Consider the following 16,470-nt stretch of genomic DNA (forward strand, 5'->3'; position numbering starts at 1 on the left):
GTCGGAAGATCAGTTCTGAGGACGGCCGCTGACAATCCTCATCGAAACGGGCAGCGACATCGAACGCTGCCCGTGATGTCCCACTCAATGCGTAGCGATGCGGACAAGCAACCTGCTCGCTTCATCTCTCCCAGCAGCCGCCACGCGGCCCTTCCATCGCTTCCCATCCCAACTCATCCCCGGACGGCATAGCCCGTCGAGCGTACCTACACGCGCCGCTCACCCCATCTTCCCGCTCAATCCCTTCAGCCCCTTGATCACGACGAGCAATGCGCGACCGTGCTCTTCCGAGCCGTCCCATGCGTCGACGATCGCATTGCGTAGCAGCTCGTTGTAGCCCGCCGCCCGGCCGCTCGTACGGCGTGGTTCCATGCCGTAGAAACTGCATAGCTTATTGAATGACGCGCTCTTGCGCACACGCTGCCCATCCGACAGCCGAAGCCGCGACACCGTAGGCTGGCTGACTCCAGAAAGCCTCGCAATTTCGCTGGACGAACGCGTATCCGCCAGCAAGCGGCGCATCAGGTCCTGCACGGGAAAATCGCTCTTCGGGGCTTCCATTCGACGCATTATATCTATACATTAACGCTTATTGAATTGGCCGATCAATTTTGACGAATGGCCGCCTCCCGAGGAAGTGAATGACACTGAAGCACCTACCGCCCACGTTCTGCTGGACCAAGACAGGTCACGAGTCCAGTGAAGATCTGCCTGTCGTCGTCCTTCAAAAGGAATGGGAGCGCAGGCTGGGCGGCGGGCGTTTTCTGTGGGGCGTCGGGCAGTCGCTGGGCAACAGCGCGCAAATCGCGGCGCACCGCACGGGCTCGCTGCTCGCGCTCTTTTCGCCGGCGTCGAGCAAGCCCCGACCCGCCTGCCGCAAAAATGAAGACATGCTGTTGTGGAACGCGTGGATCGACAGCACGGGGCAGGTGCGGCAGCTTCCGTCTCACGCGTTCATCGTCAGCCGCGCGACGCTGCCTTCCGGGCAGCGCAGGGAACAGCATTACGCGCTGGTGTGCTCGTCGCCGATGGAACTGAGCATGGGCACGCGCTTGCGCGTGTACCCGGAACATCTGCGCAGCGTGAGCACGGGCAAAGCGCTCGGTGCCGCGCACGGCACGGCCGTCGTAGATTGCATCGCGCGCACGGGCAACCTGAATGGCGAGAGCGGAAAGACCGGCAAGAGCTATCCGATCGCGCTGGCCGTCGAACTCGAAGCGCCGTATTTCGTGCGGCTCACGCAACCCGGCGTGCTCAAGGCGCGCGATTTCGCGGAGGTCAACAAGGCCACGCGCGACGGCGACCTCGCAACATTCATCGAACTGGTCGGGCGTTTGCGCAGCCGGCCGCCGCAAGAGCGGGTGCGCGGCTTCACGCGCGACCTGTTCGATATGCCGCCCGTCGAAGCGATGGCTGCATTCAGCAATGCGGCACACGCGCAGCCGAGCTTCGCGACATGACAGACGCGGACGGTCAGCGAGTGTCCATTGCATGGAACCTGGGGACACTGACTTTCCGATGCTCGCATTAAAAAAAGCGCGTGTTGTTGTATTCCCGCCCTGGCGCTCCGCCGCGAGCAGAGAGAAAATCGGCGTGTCGCGCAATGCATTGCAACCGATAGCCGTTCAGGTCGCTGGCTCGACCCGGTAGCTATCGCTGCACCGTGAGCTTCCGCAAATGAAGTACACGAACCTGAAACGAAATGGAGGAATGCCTATGTCGGCGATTACGCATTCGCGGCAGGCTCAGGCCGCGCAGCGTTTTGTCCAGGCGACGCGAAATGTCGATCTGGCGTTTCGCGCCGTACGCGGCGATCCGGAAGACGGCACATCGAACGTCGAGTATGCAGCCGCCGTCGCGCAACTGGACCGCGCGCTCGACGAGCTTGCGCGTGCGCAGGCGCTGTTCGACTCGGCAGTTCGCATCGACGCGCGGCGGCGCAATTGAGTTCGTTACGCATGGCTATGCCCGTACGAATGGAGTGTTGAACCCATCACCTTTCGACTCGCACGAGCAATGTCTACTTCAATCGCAAAACTCGACGGCCAGGCCAGGGAGCGCCTGATCGCGTGGATACGGCACAAGATGACCGAGTTCGGCATCACGGTCGACGCGATCGAACGGTCGCTTGCCGAAGACCAAAAGTCGGCGCGCGCGGTACGCTATCAGGATGCGCTCGGGCACGTCTGGGACGGCCACGGCGAGTTGCCCGACTGGCTGCGCCGCGCTGTCGCGTCGGGACAAAGCATCGACTTTTTCCGCTGCGAGCAGGGCTAGACCGAACGATTCACTGATCCCGACGCGCGCAGGCTGCGCAGCGTCAGCAGAACGAGCACGCCCATCACGAGGGACGTGAACAGATAGAGGCCGGCGGGGCCCGCGATCGCCATCGTCGCGGATGCGAGCGTCGGACCGCCGCTCGCGCCGAACGAGAAGATCAACAGCAGAGCAGCGCTCACGGCGATCCGCTCGTCGGCGGGAATGCAGTCGTTCACATACGACGCGACGACGCCATACATCGAAAACGCGACGGCAACGTACAGATAACCGAGCGCCTCGATCAGCACGCCGTCGCGCAGCACGAACAGCAGCACGCTCAACGTTCCGGCGCTCACGGCGAGACTGAGCAGGACCTTGCGCCGGTCGAACCGATCGGCGACGCGCGCGACGGGCCATTGCGGCACGAGCGCCGCGAGCAGCGCAAAGCCCATGAAGTGCGATACGTCCGGCACCGAATAGCCGACGCGCCGCATGAACACCGGCTGCATCGTATAGAACGCGCTGTTCAGCAGCCCGGCCGCAAGACACGCGATCACGCCGAGCGGCGCCCATCGATAGATCGTCCGCAGCCCTGACAGGCCGCGCGCGAGACGCGAGCCGAAGGCCGCGCCGTGAGCATCGTGGGCGATGGCGGGCGCGGGCGCCGTGCCCGCGAGCGCGACGGGAATCAGCGATGCGGCAAACAATGCGCTGACGGCGCTGAAAAGTTCGAAGCCCGCCGGGTCGGCGAGACCGATCAGAAACTGGCCTGTGCCGACGCCGAGATAGTTCGTGATCAGATATGCAGAGAACACGCGTCCGCGCTGCGCGTTGCTCGCGACCTGATGCAGCCAGCTCTCGATCACCGTGAAGATGCCGACCAGACAGAAGCCCGTAATGAAGCGCAGCGCGGCCCAGGTCGCCGCGCTGCTCCACACCGCATAGCCGAGCGCGCAGCACGCCGATGCCGCGGCGAACGTGACGAACGCGCGATGATGGCCGACGCGCCCGATCAGCGAGCCGCCATACACGGCGCCCAGCATGAAGCCGACGTAGTACGCGGACTGCACGACGCCGACGACGATCGACGGCGCCTGTTGCTGGATGAGCCGCAGCGAGATCAGCGTGCCGAGCAGGCCATTGCCTGTAATCAGGATCGCGTAGCCGAGCAGCAGGATCGCGGTGGAGCGCAGGCTGCTGACGGGAGGCCGCGGCGCGGGGATGGGCGCGGGCTCATAAGCGGACTCATGAACGGGTGCAACCCGCGCGTTCGACGAAGGACCGCTTTCGACGAAATCGGCGCGCGGCTGCGCATCCGACAGAGAAAATGCGCCGCACGGCTGGCGGGCCGCCGATTCGTGTGCCTGTTTCATCGTGCTCAGTCTCGTTCGTCTTTCGCGGCACCCGGATCGCGACGTTTTACGGGCTTTCTCTCGTCGAATGTAGCGGGCGCATGCGTCGACGGCATGGCACGAATCCGACATCGGCTTGCGGTAAAACGACTTCTCTTTTGCGCTGGTCTTTCACGAGGCGCATGCGTGCGGCCGTCAGCGCATTTCGCGCGGCGGCGCTACCATGAACGCTCGCTGCGTTGTCGCCGTCAGCGCTTGATGCGGAGCCGCCGGTCATGCTGAAGCACGTGAACACCGAACTGCTTGACATCGCCTATGAAGAAACGGGCGATTCGCAAGGCTGGCCTGTCGTGCTGTCGCACGGTTTCCCGTATGACATCCACGCGTACGACGAGGTCGCGCCGCTGCTGGCTGCGCAGGGCGCGCGCGTGATCGTGCCTTATCAGCGAGGCTACGGACCCACGCGCTTTCTTTCCGCCGACACGCCGCGCTCCGGCCAGCAGGCCGCGCTCGCCGCCGATCTGCTCGCGCTGCTCGACGCGCTGCATATCGAGCGCGCGCTGCTCGGCGGCTACGACTGGGGCGGGCGCGCCGGCTGCATCGTCGCGGCGCTGTATCCGCAGCGCGTGCAGGGGCTCGTGACCGTCAACGGCTACAACATCCAGGACATCGCCGCGTCGGGCAGGCCCGCGCCGCCGGAGAACGAGCGGCGCCACTGGTATCAGTACTACTTTCACGGCGAGCGCGGCCGCGCGGGGCTCGCGGAAAACCGCCGCGCGCTGTGCCGTCTGCTGTGGACGCTCTGGTCGCCCACATGGAGTTTCGACGACGCGTGCTACGAACGCACGGCGGCATCGTTCGATCACACCGATTTCGTCGATGTCGTGATTCATTCGTACCGGCATCGCTATGCGCTCGTCGAAGGCGACCCGCGTTACGACGACATCGAGCGGCGTCTCGCGGCGCAACCGCCCATCGGCGTGCCGTCGATTTCACTCGACGGCAGCGTCGACGGCGTGATGCCCGTCGGCGGCACCGCGCATCATGCGTCGCATTTCACGGGGCCTTACGAGTATCGTGTGATCGCGAATGCCGGACACAACCTGCCGCAGGAAGCGCCCGCCGCATTCGCCGACGCGCTGCTCGCCGTGCGCACGCGCGCCTGACGGCGCACCGCTTCGCACGTTCGCCGACGATTCATCCTTGCACGCCATGTGGTAACTTTTAGCGGTTCAAATCCATTCAAAAAGAGCGTTGTTTATGAAAGTTGCGGTGATGGGCGCGGGCGCGGTGGGCTGCTATTACGGCGGGATGCTGGCGCGCGCGGGACATGAAGTGGTATTGATCGGACGGCCTCCGCATGTCGACGCGATCGCGCGTCGCGGCCTTCGGCTCGAAACGCAGGCATTCGACGAGCACATCGATCTCGCCGCCAGCACGAACGCGAGTGCCGTGCAGGGCGCGAAGCTCGTGCTGTTCTGCGTGAAGTCCACCGACACCAGCAGCGCCGCGCTCGAAATCAAGCCTTTTCTCGCACCCGATACGCTGGTGCTCTCGCTGCAGAACGGCGTCGAGAATGCCGACGAAGTGCGCAACGTCGTGCCGCAGGAAGTGGCCGCGGCCGTCGTCTATGTTGCAACCGAAATGGCGGGACCGGGACACGTCCGCCATCATGGACGCGGCGAGCTGGTGATCGAGCCGTCGAAGGCAAGCGCGGAAGTCGCGCAGGCGCTGATCGCGGCGGGCGTGCCGACCGAAATCTCCGACAACGTGCGCGGCGCGCTATGGGCGAAGCTGATTCTGAATTGCGCGTACAACGCGCTGTCGGCGATTACGCAGTTGCCTTATGGCCAACTCGTGCAGGGCGAGGGCGTGAAGGCCGTGATGCGCGATATCGTCGACGAATGCCTTGCCGTCGCGAAGACGGACGGCGTCACCGTTCCCGGCGATGTCGACGCAGCGGTGCGCATGATCGCGGAGACGATGCCGGGGCAATATTCGTCGACGGCGCAGGACCTGTCGCGCGGCAAGCGCAGCGAGATCGACCATCTGAACGGGCTGGTCGTGCGGCGCGGCGAAGCGCTCGGCGTGGCCACGCCGTCGAACCGGCTGTTGCATACCCTCGTCAAGCTGATCGAGAGCAAGTAGCCCGGCCTTCAGCCTTTACGCGTGCTTGTACGTGTGAAGGCGTTTTGTGCGTTAGCGATGCGCGAGGATGTTCACGAGCTTGCCGAACGGATCGCGCACATAAAAGCGCCGCACGCCCCACGGCTCGTCGACGGGACCGTATTCGACCGCGAAACCGGCTGCGTTCATCGCGTCGAATGCGGCGTCCACGTCGTCGACTTCGATTGAGATATCGGGCACCGGCGTGCCCGAACCGCCTTCCTGCGCGAAGCTGATTTGCACGGTCATCGACTGGTCCGAACCGTACGTGCGAATCCAGCCGAGATCCATCAGCAGATCGAGGCCCAGAATCTCCTGATAGAAGCGCTGCGCTTGCGCCGCGTCCTTGACCTCGACGTTCGAGACGATCCGGTTGACTTTCATCGCTCAGGCCTTACGTGGCCCGCTATTGCTGGGCCTGTTCTTCACGAAACAGCGCCATTTCCTCGGACAGCGCTCTCGCCACTTGCGGCCGCGCGACGATGTGCTGGAAATACGCATCGACAGCAGGCCATTGCGCGAGATCGACGCCGCAATACTTCGCCCAGTTCAGGACAGTTGTCAGATATGCATCGGCGACGCTGAAACGATCGACCAGGTACTCGTGTGCCGCGAGATGCGTCTGCAACAGATCGAACCGCCGCGCCAGCTTTTGCCGCGCGTATTCCGCTGCTTCAGGCGGCGCGGTGGGATCGAGCACCGGCACGAAGACACCCTTGTGCAACTCCGTGCTGATAAAGCCGAGCCATTGCTGAAGTTGCGCGCGCTCGCGTGTGCCGGGTGAGGGCGCGAGCCCTGCGGCGGGAAACCGGTCGGCGACGTAGGGCAGGATAGCCGTGTTTTCCGTCAACAGCCAGCCTTCGTCGGTGCGCAATACGGGCACCTGACCGAGTGCGTTGATCGCATAGAAATCGGAACCGTCGCGCAGCTTCTTCTTTTTCGTGTCGACCTGAATGAACCCGACGGGCGCGCCGGCTTCGTAAAACACGATGCGCGTAGCCATCGAGCACGCGAGCGGAGAAAAATAGAGATCCATGGCGATGTCTCCCGATCGTTGGATTGTTTTTGTACTATAGTGAACAAAAATCGACGGTGTCAAATATTTCTATGCGAGACGGTACAAAAAACGAAAAACGTGCGCGCGGCCGGCCACGTGCTTACGAAGCGGACGAAGCGCTGAGCAATGCCACTGACGCGTTCTGGGTGAACGGCTACTCGGGCACGTCGCTCGACGCGCTGAGCGAGGCGACGGGCATGAACCGTCCGAGCCTCTATGGCGCGTTCGGAGACAAACATGCGCTCTATCTGAGCACGCTGGACCGTTATGTCGAAGCGGGTGTGCAGGCAATGGAATTTGCATTGAGCGACGATATTCCGTTCGCGCAAGCGTTACAACGCGTCTATGACGGAGCGCTCGCACTTTACTTGCCGGCGGGCGGCACGCCGCGTGGCTGCTTTCTGATTGGCACGGCGGTCGTGGAATCGAAAGTCGATGAAGAAGTGCGCACCCGATTGACGCAAGGACTCAAATCGTTTGATCGTGCATTCGAAAAGCGTATGCGGCGCGCGCAGACTGACGGAGAACTTTCGGCAAATGCGGATGCTGTCGTTTTGGCGCGCGTCGCGTCAGCGATCATGCATAGCCTCGCGCTGCGTTCGCGCGCTGGCGATTCGCGGGCGTCGCTGCGCGCGACAGCGGCAGAAGGGGTCGCGTTGATTTGTGGCGCGTGCAATGAGAGCTCGTCAAAGTCTGCCAAAAGCGCATCTATTACGCGCTCTGCAAAGCCTGCAAGGAAATAGGCGATGCGCATCGATTGGCGCCTTTTCATGCTCCTTTCATGGCGTTCCACTGGTACAGGGTTTGCGCAACAACACTTGTATCAGCTATTTCATGGAGGAAGTCATGAAACTGGTCAAGCATGTCGTCATTCTTGCAGCCGTGACAGGTATTTCCGCCGCGGCTTACGCGCAAACAGCCGTCCAGCAGAATCGGCCGCTTACTCGCGGCGAAGTGAAACAGGACCTGAGAAACGTCGAAAGCGAAGGCTATCGTCCAGGCGATGGCGACCGCACCGATTATCCGCAGAACGTGCAGGCAGCCGAACGCCGTCTGTCGAAACATCATGGCCAGATGGAAGGCTATGGCGGCGTGACGAATGGCACGACGGCGTCGGGCATGGCGCCGCGACCAGAGAAACGCCATTGATTGAATTGCCGTGTACGCGAGCGCATCAGCAAGGACGGGCCGCGTGAAAACGCGGCCCTGTTCTTCTGTTGTTCCCGCATTGGCGTGTGCATCAGTTCGCGGGAATCGTCACAATGGGCGCCTTGCTGCTCGTTTCCGCTTCAGCGAGCGCCATCAGATTCTGGACGACCGTGAACGCGTACTTCGAATCAAAATCCGAGCGGTCGACCCAATACGTCGACGGGCCATAGCGCACGGCGGCGTATGCGTCGGCGGGCGGCTTGTCGCCTGTCCGCACGATGATCGTCGGCCGCGTTTCGCCGCCGACTAGCGTGACAGTGGGCTTCGTCGAACCATCCTCTATCTTCCGATCGGGCACGTGCACCTGCGCGCCGAGATCGGTCAGGATGCCGAGCACCGAGCGCGTCAACATTGCGATCTGATTGCCGCCACGCGACGACTGACCGTAGACGATTTCATAGTCGCCCGTTTTCGCATTGAGATGCAGGAGCTTGCGTACCAGCTGCAAATCGGGTGCGGCTTTTTGGGCGTCCGACGTCGTTGCCGTGCCCAGTATCAGATAGACGTGCTGCTCGTTCTTCACGGTACGCGATTCGACATTCAGTTCGCCCGCCATTTGCAGGCGGCGCAATGCCTGGATCAGTTGAAAGAACTGCGGCGACCCCGCACTGTTTTCTCCGCCGAGCGCAGTGCCGTTTGGCAGACCGCCGATCGATTGCGCCGAAATGCGCAGCAACAGATCGATCGGTATGCCGCCTTCGGCGAGCGGAAGGACGAGCGTCGGCGCGAGCGGGCGGATATACGCTTGCGCATAGGCTTCGCCTGTCGTCGGCGTGAACGTGAATGTCGGGTGGTTCGAGTACGACACCGTTCCCGTCACGGACGCATAGTTCGGCATGGTGCCGGAGCCGGCATTGAGCGTGGACGAAGCGGACGCGTCGACGTTATAGGCCGCGATGATCTGGCTGACGGTCAGAAACGACGGCGCGTCGGCGAAGCGCAAAGCGATGATGGCCGCGAGTATTTCCCTTTTCTTTGCTTCGCCGAGTGCGCGCGAATAGTCGACCTGATCGGCCTTTAGCCGCGTCGGGCCGACGCTGCTGCATGCCGCGAGCAGACTGGTTGCGCAGCAGACGAGTAGACCTGGAAGTCTTTTCATCGATGTAGAAATATTTGCGTGGGTGGCATGGGCGGACGGCATGTGCCGGTAAAGACGTCCGTGGCGAGGTAGCACGTCGCGTGCCTCGCTCTCGACATGCGATGAACGAACGGGGAAGTACAGCGGGAGACGTACGACTGCGGGACGAAAAAAAGCCCGCTCGAAAGCGGGCTGCAAAATGCGCCCGACGCGGGGAATCGCGTCCGGTTTCCTACTCCTCTTTGCCGCGAGCCTCTCTGTTCAGGCCACGTGCGAGACGTTTTTCGCGCTGCGTGCCACTACGTTCAGATTGCTCTCCGCGGTTTCGACTGCCTGCCGCGCCGTCTTCCAGATGCTCTCGTAAAACTCGTTCGCCGCCGCAATGGCGGTGTTCATCGCCTTCACAGCGACCTCGGCGCCCGCCGGCGCGCGCTGCGCGGCGTCGTCCAGGTCGGCCTTGACCGCGCCGATCTGCGATTCGTACTGCGCGGTCGCATGTTTCATGATGGCCGCCTGCGTACTCGCGATGATGTCGTATACCTGCTGGTTGTAGAGCGCGGAGCGCTCGACGATCGACAGATCGCCGGCTTTGAATGCACTGGCGCCGGGCATCTCGCCGTTCGCCAGTGCATTCATCGCGCGTTGCGTGCCGTCGCGCAATACCTGGAAATTCAAATGAACGAGCTTCTCAAAGCCACTCACCGCTTCGTTCGCGATGTCGTAGAACGTCTGAACCCGGGCTTTCTGTGCGGCAGTCACTTCGTCGATGGACATGAACATCGCAGGGCCTCGCAAGGTTGAATGCGCGAAAGAATGACTGGCATCGATCGCTGGACGATCGGCGCCAACCGGTTGCTTGGGATTTGCCGTAACTCGTTTATCCGTACGGCGACGGCGCGTAGTCGCGCCGGGTGACGTCATGGCTGTGCAGCGCCGAGTCGGGCGAGCAGCGCATGTCCGCGGTCTGTGACGCACGGAGCGATGCGGGCTGCGTCCGGCAGGCCGATGGTGATCAGATCGCGGTCGGCCAGCGCGATCAGGTCCGCCTGATCGAAGTCCGACTGATGTCTCGCGTCCTTGATAAGCATGAGCGTCGCAAATTCGTGTGGGCTCAGCACGTTTGTCTCCTGAAGGGCGCATCGCGCCCGTTCGCATGCGTAAATGACCTTCGAGTGCATTTGCGAACGGTAAATATGGTTCGAGGTTTTTCCGTCTGAAGAAGCGTGCGGCATCGACGGGGAACCCATACTAATGCGACGATTGTTAAATTTCAATCGGAATTAACAGTAAATCTGCAAGCGGTTTTGTCGGCGGAGCGTGCAGCAATTATTGCCAGTGCAAAACACGATTAAGAGAAAAATATACCGGCGTGCTTTCGGCTAACTGGCAATCGTTTGCCGGCGTTTCGCGGCCTGTGGCCGGTGTGCCTCTCAGGCATTATGTGGAATATGACATCAGATAGTCACACTTTTTAGGATCGTCGGTACGCAATCCAAACGTCTGCGTTCGCGGGCATTTAAGCGCGATCATTTTTGCGGGTTTACTTAAAACTGGCAGCGCTGAATCTGGATCATAGATGAAGCGTCGCTTTAACAGTGAATATCCACTTTCCCCTGGTAAGGAAATAATATTAGTCATAATCGGACTCTAGTCAGGTGCGCGGGATCATTAAATCGACGGTATTCGTAAGGCATTTTAAAACCGCCTGTGAACGATCCGTCGCTCGCAAATAAAGCCCCGCTGTTCGCGCCCCTTCTCGCACGTGGCGATTTTCTCCGTGTTATTTTTGCGTCAGCCACGCTGCGCACAAGAGGCAGACAGGCAGCCGGACCGACGGCACGTCGAACCGTCCGACATGGCAGAACTCGCCACGTTGGATGTGTTCGCCGCCAAACAATGACAGGGCACAGGAAATGGACCGCTTCGAGGCAATGGAGATCTTCACTCGCGTGGTAGATGCGAACAGCTTTTCAAAGGTATCTGAAATGCTCGATTTGCCACGCGCAAAGGTGAGCAGAACGATTCAGGCGCTGGAAGAGCACGTCGGCGTGCGTCTGCTGAATCGTTCGACGCGTCAGGTTAGCGTCACCGAAGACGGCGCGCTGTTTTACGAGCGATGTGTGCGCATTCTCGCCGAAGTGGCGGACGCCGAATCGTCGTTGTCGAACAAGCGCGAGAGTCCGACGGGCACGGTGCGCGTCGATACGTCGGGCACGCTTGCGCGCGCGTTGCTATTGCCTTCGCTGGAAGATTTCTATCAACGCTATCCGCAAATCGACGTGCGCCTGGGCCTCGCGGACCGCAATATCGATCTCATTCAGGACGGCGTGGATTGCGTGATCCGAATGGGCATGCTCGAAGAGTCGAGTCTCGTTGCAAAGCGCATCGGCAATGCGCGCATCGTCACTTGCGCGTCGCCTGCTTATCTGGAACGGCACGGCACGCCGAAAACGCTCGAAGAACTCAGTCATCATCAGGCGGTGAATTACGTGTCGGCCCGCTCGGGAAGAACTTTTCCATTCGAGTACAGCGTCGGCGGAGAAGTGGTGAGGGTGCAGATGAAGAGCGTGCTGGCCGTCAATGACGGTTCGGTCTATATCAATGCGGGCGCGTTGGGGCACGGCATCATCCAGCCGTCGCGCTTCATGGTCGCCGATCTCATCAAGCAGGGCGCGCTGCGGGAAATCCTGAGCGAATACAACATTCCATCGACGCCGCTTTCGGTCGTCTATCCGCATCGCCGCAATCTCAGTTCGCGGCTGCGCGCGTTCGTCGATTGGGTATCGGAAATCGCGCAGAAGAACCCCGACCTGCGCATCACGCAAGAGTGACGCTCGCGCTTGCCTGCTGCACAACGCAACTTTAAGGCTACTCAGCAGGCAACACCGCTCAGATTTACTTCAAGGGCTCGGCGGGATGGGGCGCATTTTCATATGCGCCCCACACCGTCTGATCGAAGTTGACGATCGAGCCCGTCATCAAGCCCGATTCATCGCTTGCCAGAAATGCGACGGCGCGCGCGGCCTCCGCTGGATCGATCAGCCTGCCGAACGGCTGCGCGGCGGCCGCCTGTTGCAGCCAGCCGTCGGTGGCGCCATGAAACTCGCGTTGAATGCGGTCTTCGCCGGCTGAAGCCATCCAGCCCAGGTTCAGCCCGTTCACGCGAATGCGATTGCGCAATAGCGCATACGCGGTGTTCTGCGTGAGCGTCGCGAGCGCGCCTTTGGATGCGCAATACGCGGAAATGAACGGTTGCCCCGCCTTCGCGGACATCGAGCCGATATTCACGATCGTCCCTTCGATACGCTCGCGCAGCATCACGCGAATTGTCTCCTGCATCAGAAAGTACGGTGCGCGCACATTGGTCACGAAGATGCGATCGAAAAGCGCGGGATCGGTATCGAGGATTGTGCCGCGATCGGTCAGTGCCGCCGCATTCACCAGTATGTCGATGCGCCCGAATTGCTGCTCGGCAGTGGCGACGACGTTACGGCAGTCATCGACATTGGCGAGGTCCGCCTGCACGAACACGATCTTTGCGCCAAGCGTTTCACCAAGCTGGCTCAGCTCGCGTGCTTTCGCTTCGCCTTTCTCTTTCGCGCGGCCGCAAATGACGATGCCGTGTGCGCCGCGCTCGACGAATAGCGCGGCAATTGCGGCGCCTAGCCCTTGCGATCCGCCAGTGACAATAGCGATCTTCGAATCGAATTGGCCCATGCGTTGTCTCCTGTCATTCGTTCAATGGTGAGAACAAGGTACTGCTATGAATAGCGGATCACGCGGCTTGCTGCGCGTGCGGCGTCGATGCGATCATTGTGCTATTCCGATCACAACGAATCCGATCATGACCGAGTCCCGCCGCCGCAAGACGAGCATGAGCGACATCGCGCGCGCGGCGGGCGTCAGCGAGGCGACAGTCGATCGGGTATTGAACGGGCGCGGCGGCGTATCGCGCGACAAGGAAACTCGCGTGCTCGAATGGGCGCGCAAGCTGAAAATCGATCGCGCGCTGGAGTCCGTGTCGGTGCGCTGGCTGCGTATCGCGGTCCTGTTGCAGCAGCCCGTCGCGCAGTACTACGTGCATCTGAAGCAGGGTTTCGAACTGGCGCAAAAGACGTTCGAAACGCAGCGAGTGATTTGCGCGGTCACGTACTTCGACAGCCTCGAGCCGCATGCCGTCGTCGAAGCGATCGAGCGGGCGACGCGCAAGGCCGATGCGCTCGTGATCGTCGCGTACGAGCATCCGGATATCACCGCGGCGCTGCGCCATGTGAGCCACAGAATGCCCGTCGTCACGCTTGCAAGCGATCTGCCGGGCACGGGGCGGCTCGCCTATGTGGGCATCGACAATCGCTGCGCGGGGCGCGTCGCCGGCGAATTGATGGGCCGCTTTCTCGGCGATGCCGGCGGCAAGGTGCTCGTAATGACGGGCATGCATGATTTTCTCGGCCATGAAGAACGCGAAAGCGGATTTCGTTCCGTGCTGCGGCGGCGCTTTCCGGCTTGCGATATCGTCGAGACAGTCGAAAGCCGCGAACAGACGTCGATCACCGAAAGCCTGACGCGCGACGCGTTTCGCCGCTATCCGGACCTGCGCGGCATCTACAACATCTCGGTCGGCGACGAAGGCATCGGCAACGCGCTGCGCGCAATGGACCGCGTGCACAGGACCGTGCTGATCGGACACGAGCTGAACGACACATCGCGACGCCTTCTGATCGAAGGCGTGCTCGATGCCGTGCTCGATCAAAACCCGATTGGAGAAGCGCTGCATTCGATCGAAATCATTCTGCGTCACTATCATCGCGATCCGGGCGTGACGATGGCGCAGCAGATTCCCGTGTCGGTGCTGTTGCGCGAGAACCTGCCGCTTACCGATTGATCTCGAGCGCGGGCGCTTCGTCCCGCGTCACGTCATTCCAAAGATCGCGTATCCAGTCGCGCATCAGCAGCGATTCGGCCCAGCGGTCCGTCGTATCGTTGCCGTCGCGCCCGATGATCGCGTAGGGCTTCGGTCCTAGCTCGCACGTGAATACGAGCGTGTCGTCGGGGCCCGCGCGCTTGCGCCATGAAACGAAACCATCGCGCCACCAGCGCAGGAACAGATCGACCCACATACGGTGAGGCTCGAATGAAATCTCGATCTGCACCTGTTCGCGGCTCGCGACGCGCCCATGAAATGCCCACGAATGATCGATGATCCCCTGCATCGCGGCTTCGTTTTCCTCGTTCACGGGCCACGCGAACTCGCGGCCGACGAGGTAATGCGAAAGATCGCCGAGCAGACGCAGATCCGGCCTTTCATCGAGCAGATCGAGCGTGAAATGCAGATCGGTCGTCATGCGGTCGCGATGCGTTTCGATGTAGACGGGCATGTCCACCTGTTCCGCGAGCCGCTGCCAGCCGTCGATCAGCGCGAGCGCATCGGCGAGACGGCGCGGCCTCACATCCGGCTGGAGGTCGATATGATGCGCGCCGAACTCAACGGCATGCTCGAGGATCGGGCAGAGATCGTCGACCGTGCGCGGAAAGCATTGCGCTTCCGCTTGCAGACCGTGTGGCGCGAGAACTTGCGTGAGGCGCCGCACATCGTCGCGCGATCCATACGACGCGCTCACGCCTTCGAAACCCGCTTGCGCGATCATCGCGACGTTTTCTTCGAGCGAGCGCTCGAAGCCATCCGTATGACGGCGCTCCATGGCCCACAGCGACTGATAGACGGCAAGCCGTTGCGTCATGCCGCCTCCGCGGCGACGAGACTTTTCAGCTTGACGGCGGGATCTTCGAGCTTTGCAGGCTCGATGCATGCGCGTTGCGCGATCAGCGCCTGAGCGACGCGCACATCGCGCGCGATCTCGGCGAGCTTGCCGACGCCGCTTGCGCCGACCAGCACGCCATCGCGATCGAGCGCGAAGAAAATGCGTGACGTCGCGCCCGTTTCGCGCACGACGGTCTGCACGCCGAATGCTGGCATGCCGGCGATCTGGATCGTCATGTCGTATTGATTCGACCAGAACCACGGCACTTCCGAATACGTTTCGCCACGCTCCAGCATGTTGCGCGCGACGATGCGCGCGTGGTCCTCGGCGTTTTTCCAGCACTCGAGCCGCATGCGCCGCCTGAACAGGCGATGCGGAAACGAACACACGTCGCCTGCTGCGAAAATGTGCGGGTCGTTCGTGCGCAACGTATCGTCGACGGCGATGCCGTCTGCGACATCGATGCCCGCGGCTTCCGCCAATTCCGTGCGCGGCTTCACGCCAATGCCGACGACCACGCAATCGCACGCGATCTGCGTGCCGTCCTTGAGCTTGACGCCCGTCACGTGCGTCGTGCCCAGCAGCCGTTCGATCTGCGCGGCGAAATGAATCTTCACGCCCATCTCGCGATGCCTGTCGATCAGATAGCCCGCGACGATTTCCGGCACCGCGCGCATCAACGCACGCGCGCCCGCTTCGATGACGACCACTTCGCAGCCGCGCGCAACGGCCGACGCCGCGACCTCGAGGCCGATGAAGCCCGCGCCGACAATCGCGATGCGCCGCGAAGGCTGCAACGCTTCGGCTAGCGCATTGGCGTCGTCTGCCGTACGCAGCAGATACACGCCTTCGAGATTCGCACCCGGTACGTCGAGACGCCTGGGTTCGGCGCCCGTCGCGATCAGCAGACGCTGATAGTCGATGCTGCGTCCGTCCTTCAGGATGACCTTGCGCGCGCCGCGATCGATCTTCTGCACGCACGCATCGACACGCAGATCGATGCGCCGGTCGCGATAGAACGCTTCGTCATAGAACGCGCACTGCGCCGTGCTTCGCTCGCCGAGCAGCACGGCTTTCGACAGCGGCGGCCGGTCGTAAGGGGCCGTGCATTCGTTGCCGAGCAGCGTGATCTCTCCGTCCCAGCCGTTTTCGCGCAGCGCATGCGCGGTGCGCGCGCCGCATTGGCCTGCGCCGATGATCACCATCGCGGGATGTGTGCTCATGACGCCTCCTGCACGGGAAGGCCAAGCAGTACTTCGCCGTTTTCGACACGCACGGGGTACGTCTTCAGATGCACGCACACAGGCGCGCTCATTGCCTTGCCGCTGGGAATGTCGAAACGTCCCTGGTGCAGCGGACATTCGATTTCGCGATTCACGACGAAGCCATCGGCGAGATGCGCCTGCTCATGCGTGCACCAGCCGTCGGACGCATAGTAGCCATCCGCGATCCGATAGACCGCGTAGCTCGCGCCTTCGTGATCGAAGCGCATGACGTCTTCTTCGTCGATATCATTGGGCGCGCACGCCGCAATCCAGTGGATCTTTGCATTCGTTTCGACGCTCATGATGCTTTCCTCTTCTCCAGTGT

20 protein-coding genes are annotated in these 16,470 nt (G+C 61.9%); 9 read left to right on the top strand and 11 right to left on the bottom strand.

The features are described from left to right. Positions 1–219 precede the first annotated feature (219 nt). On the bottom strand, positions 220–561 hold the full coding sequence (locus BN2476_RS27070) for a helix-turn-helix domain-containing protein (RefSeq protein ID WP_087737296.1): 342 nt from the start codon (positions 559–561) through the stop codon (positions 220–222). Positions 562–641: 80 nt separating this feature from the next. On the opposite strand from BN2476_RS27070, the gene BN2476_RS27075 reads away from it, so the two are divergent. From BN2476_RS27075 to BN2476_RS27085, 3 genes are all read left to right on the top strand, one after another. Continuing rightward, positions 642–1,460, top strand: a complete 819-nt coding sequence (locus BN2476_RS27075) for a hypothetical protein (protein WP_087737297.1) — start codon at positions 642–644, stop codon at positions 1,458–1,460. 256 nt (positions 1,461–1,716) lie between these two features. Beyond that, entirely contained in the window at positions 1,717–1,947 is a 231-nt protein-coding gene (locus BN2476_RS27080) for a hypothetical protein (protein WP_087737298.1), read from the top strand. 69 nt (positions 1,948–2,016) lie between these two features. Next, on the top strand, positions 2,017–2,277 hold the full coding sequence (locus BN2476_RS27085; protein ID WP_087737299.1) for an H-NS family nucleoid-associated regulatory protein: 261 nt from the start codon (positions 2,017–2,019) through the stop codon (positions 2,275–2,277). On the opposite strand, the gene BN2476_RS27090 is transcribed toward BN2476_RS27085, so the two are convergent. Then, a complete protein-coding gene (locus BN2476_RS27090) occupies positions 2,274–3,632 on the bottom strand; it encodes an MFS transporter (protein WP_087737300.1) in 1,359 nt (452 codons plus the stop codon). The genes BN2476_RS27085 and BN2476_RS27090 overlap by 4 nt on opposite strands. Before the next feature lie 254 nt (positions 3,633–3,886). Between BN2476_RS27090 and BN2476_RS27095 the strand changes: the two genes are divergently transcribed. After that, positions 3,887–4,777, top strand: a complete 891-nt coding sequence (locus tag BN2476_RS27095; protein ID WP_087737348.1) for an alpha/beta fold hydrolase — start codon at positions 3,887–3,889, stop codon at positions 4,775–4,777. Positions 4,778–4,871: 94 nt separating this feature from the next. Continuing rightward, complete coding sequence (locus tag BN2476_RS27100; RefSeq protein WP_087737301.1) at positions 4,872–5,759, top strand: ketopantoate reductase family protein; 888 nt, start codon at positions 4,872–4,874, stop codon at positions 5,757–5,759. 51 nt (positions 5,760–5,810) lie between these two features. On the opposite strand, the gene BN2476_RS27105 is transcribed toward BN2476_RS27100, so the two are convergent. Continuing rightward, entirely contained in the window at positions 5,811–6,161 is a 351-nt protein-coding gene (locus tag BN2476_RS27105) for a VOC family protein (RefSeq protein ID WP_087737302.1), read from the bottom strand. A 22-nt stretch (positions 6,162–6,183) separates the two neighbouring features. Next, the gene (locus BN2476_RS27110; protein WP_087737303.1) at positions 6,184–6,813 is read right to left on the bottom strand and encodes a glutathione binding-like protein; all 630 of its coding nucleotides are present in this window, start codon (positions 6,811–6,813) and stop codon (positions 6,184–6,186) included. A 71-nt stretch (positions 6,814–6,884) separates the two neighbouring features. On the opposite strand from BN2476_RS27110, the gene BN2476_RS27115 reads away from it, so the two are divergent. Together BN2476_RS27115 and BN2476_RS27120 are read left to right on the top strand one after the other, a co-directional pair. Continuing rightward, entirely contained in the window at positions 6,885–7,577 is a 693-nt protein-coding gene (locus BN2476_RS27115) for a TetR/AcrR family transcriptional regulator (protein ID WP_087737304.1), read from the top strand. 103 nt (positions 7,578–7,680) lie between these two features. Continuing rightward, positions 7,681–7,983, top strand: a complete 303-nt coding sequence (locus BN2476_RS27120) for a DUF4148 domain-containing protein (RefSeq protein ID WP_087737349.1) — start codon at positions 7,681–7,683, stop codon at positions 7,981–7,983. Between the two features lie 91 nt (positions 7,984–8,074). On the opposite strand, the gene BN2476_RS27125 is transcribed toward BN2476_RS27120, so the two are convergent. The 3 genes from BN2476_RS27125 to BN2476_RS27135 form a co-directional block, all read right to left on the bottom strand. After that, positions 8,075–9,142 (bottom strand): hypothetical protein, encoded by a 1,068-nt coding sequence (locus BN2476_RS27125; RefSeq protein WP_087737305.1) that lies wholly within the window; start codon positions 9,140–9,142, stop codon positions 8,075–8,077. 240 nt (positions 9,143–9,382) lie between these two features. Beyond that, the gene (locus tag BN2476_RS27130; protein WP_235850984.1) at positions 9,383–9,895 is read right to left on the bottom strand and encodes a phasin family protein; all 513 of its coding nucleotides are present in this window, start codon (positions 9,893–9,895) and stop codon (positions 9,383–9,385) included. 143 nt (positions 9,896–10,038) lie between these two features. Further along, complete coding sequence (locus BN2476_RS27135; protein ID WP_087737350.1) at positions 10,039–10,239, bottom strand: hypothetical protein; 201 nt, start codon at positions 10,237–10,239, stop codon at positions 10,039–10,041. A 795-nt stretch (positions 10,240–11,034) separates the two neighbouring features. On the opposite strand from BN2476_RS27135, the gene BN2476_RS27140 reads away from it, so the two are divergent. After that, positions 11,035–11,952, top strand: coding sequence for a LysR family transcriptional regulator (locus BN2476_RS27140; RefSeq protein WP_087737307.1), 918 nt, complete (start codon positions 11,035–11,037; stop codon positions 11,950–11,952). A gap of 64 nt (positions 11,953–12,016) precedes the next feature. Here BN2476_RS27140 and BN2476_RS27145 read toward each other — a convergent pair whose 3' ends face one another. Beyond that, positions 12,017–12,838 carry an SDR family oxidoreductase gene (locus BN2476_RS27145; protein WP_087737308.1) on the bottom strand — a complete coding sequence of 274 codons (822 nt, stop codon included), beginning with the start codon at positions 12,836–12,838 and terminating at the stop codon, positions 12,017–12,019. 127 nt (positions 12,839–12,965) lie between these two features. On the opposite strand from BN2476_RS27145, the gene BN2476_RS27150 reads away from it, so the two are divergent. Then, complete coding sequence (locus BN2476_RS27150) at positions 12,966–14,003, top strand: LacI family DNA-binding transcriptional regulator (RefSeq protein WP_087737351.1); 1,038 nt, start codon at positions 12,966–12,968, stop codon at positions 14,001–14,003. Here the strand turns inward: BN2476_RS27150 and BN2476_RS27155 are convergent. The 3 genes from BN2476_RS27155 to BN2476_RS27165 are packed head-to-tail and all read right to left on the bottom strand — an operon-like array spanning position 13,993 to position 16,447. Further along, positions 13,993–14,859, bottom strand: a complete 867-nt coding sequence (locus BN2476_RS27155) for a sugar phosphate isomerase/epimerase family protein (protein ID WP_087737309.1) — start codon at positions 14,857–14,859, stop codon at positions 13,993–13,995. The genes BN2476_RS27150 and BN2476_RS27155 overlap by 11 nt on opposite strands. Further along, on the bottom strand, positions 14,856–16,103 hold the full coding sequence (locus BN2476_RS27160; protein WP_087737310.1) for an NAD(P)/FAD-dependent oxidoreductase: 1,248 nt from the start codon (positions 16,101–16,103) through the stop codon (positions 14,856–14,858). Before BN2476_RS27160 ends, BN2476_RS27155 begins: the two co-directional genes overlap by 4 nt. Beyond that, positions 16,100–16,447 (bottom strand): MocE family 2Fe-2S type ferredoxin, encoded by a 348-nt coding sequence (locus BN2476_RS27165; RefSeq protein ID WP_087737311.1) that lies wholly within the window; start codon positions 16,445–16,447, stop codon positions 16,100–16,102. The genes BN2476_RS27160 and BN2476_RS27165 overlap by 4 nt, the downstream gene beginning before the upstream one ends. Positions 16,448–16,470 lie beyond the last annotated feature (23 nt).

This window comes from Paraburkholderia piptadeniae, from assembly GCF_900007165.1.
Taxonomy (GTDB): Bacteria; Pseudomonadota; Gammaproteobacteria; order Burkholderiales; family Burkholderiaceae; genus Paraburkholderia; species Paraburkholderia piptadeniae.

Excerpts from the sequence above, each read along its gene's own strand:
- BN2476_RS27125 (WP_087737305.1), bottom strand. The coding sequence starts at position 9,142 with ATGAAAAGACTTCCAGGTCTACTCGTCTGCTGCGCAACCAGTCTGCTC.
- BN2476_RS27155 (WP_087737309.1), bottom strand. The coding sequence starts at position 14,859 with ATGACGCAACGGCTTGCCGTCTATCAGTCGCTGTGGGCCATGGAGCGC.
- BN2476_RS27070 (WP_087737296.1), bottom strand. The coding sequence starts at position 561 with ATGGAAGCCCCGAAGAGCGATTTTCCCGTGCAGGACCTGATGCGCCGC.
- BN2476_RS27140 (WP_087737307.1), top strand. The coding sequence starts at position 11,035 with ATGGACCGCTTCGAGGCAATGGAGATCTTCACTCGCGTGGTAGATGCG.
- BN2476_RS27085 (WP_087737299.1), top strand. The coding sequence starts at position 2,017 with ATGTCTACTTCAATCGCAAAACTCGACGGCCAGGCCAGGGAGCGCCTG.
- BN2476_RS27145 (WP_087737308.1), bottom strand. The coding sequence starts at position 12,838 with ATGGGCCAATTCGATTCGAAGATCGCTATTGTCACTGGCGGATCGCAA.
- BN2476_RS27120 (WP_087737349.1), top strand. The coding sequence starts at position 7,681 with ATGAAACTGGTCAAGCATGTCGTCATTCTTGCAGCCGTGACAGGTATT.
- BN2476_RS27090 (WP_087737300.1), bottom strand. The coding sequence starts at position 3,632 with ATGAAACAGGCACACGAATCGGCGGCCCGCCAGCCGTGCGGCGCATTT.
- BN2476_RS27160 (WP_087737310.1), bottom strand. The coding sequence starts at position 16,103 with ATGAGCACACATCCCGCGATGGTGATCATCGGCGCAGGCCAATGCGGC.
- BN2476_RS27080 (WP_087737298.1), top strand. The coding sequence starts at position 1,717 with ATGTCGGCGATTACGCATTCGCGGCAGGCTCAGGCCGCGCAGCGTTTT.
- BN2476_RS27110 (WP_087737303.1), bottom strand. The coding sequence starts at position 6,813 with ATGGATCTCTATTTTTCTCCGCTCGCGTGCTCGATGGCTACGCGCATC.
- BN2476_RS27075 (WP_087737297.1), top strand. The coding sequence starts at position 642 with ATGACACTGAAGCACCTACCGCCCACGTTCTGCTGGACCAAGACAGGT.
- BN2476_RS27150 (WP_087737351.1), top strand. The coding sequence starts at position 12,966 with ATGACCGAGTCCCGCCGCCGCAAGACGAGCATGAGCGACATCGCGCGC.
- BN2476_RS27115 (WP_087737304.1), top strand. The coding sequence starts at position 6,885 with ATGCGAGACGGTACAAAAAACGAAAAACGTGCGCGCGGCCGGCCACGT.
- BN2476_RS27095 (WP_087737348.1), top strand. The coding sequence starts at position 3,887 with ATGCTGAAGCACGTGAACACCGAACTGCTTGACATCGCCTATGAAGAA.
- BN2476_RS27130 (WP_235850984.1), bottom strand. The coding sequence starts at position 9,895 with ATGTCCATCGACGAAGTGACTGCCGCACAGAAAGCCCGGGTTCAGACG.
- BN2476_RS27100 (WP_087737301.1), top strand. The coding sequence starts at position 4,872 with ATGAAAGTTGCGGTGATGGGCGCGGGCGCGGTGGGCTGCTATTACGGC.
- BN2476_RS27105 (WP_087737302.1), bottom strand. The coding sequence starts at position 6,161 with ATGAAAGTCAACCGGATCGTCTCGAACGTCGAGGTCAAGGACGCGGCG.
- BN2476_RS27165 (WP_087737311.1), bottom strand. The coding sequence starts at position 16,447 with ATGAGCGTCGAAACGAATGCAAAGATCCACTGGATTGCGGCGTGCGCG.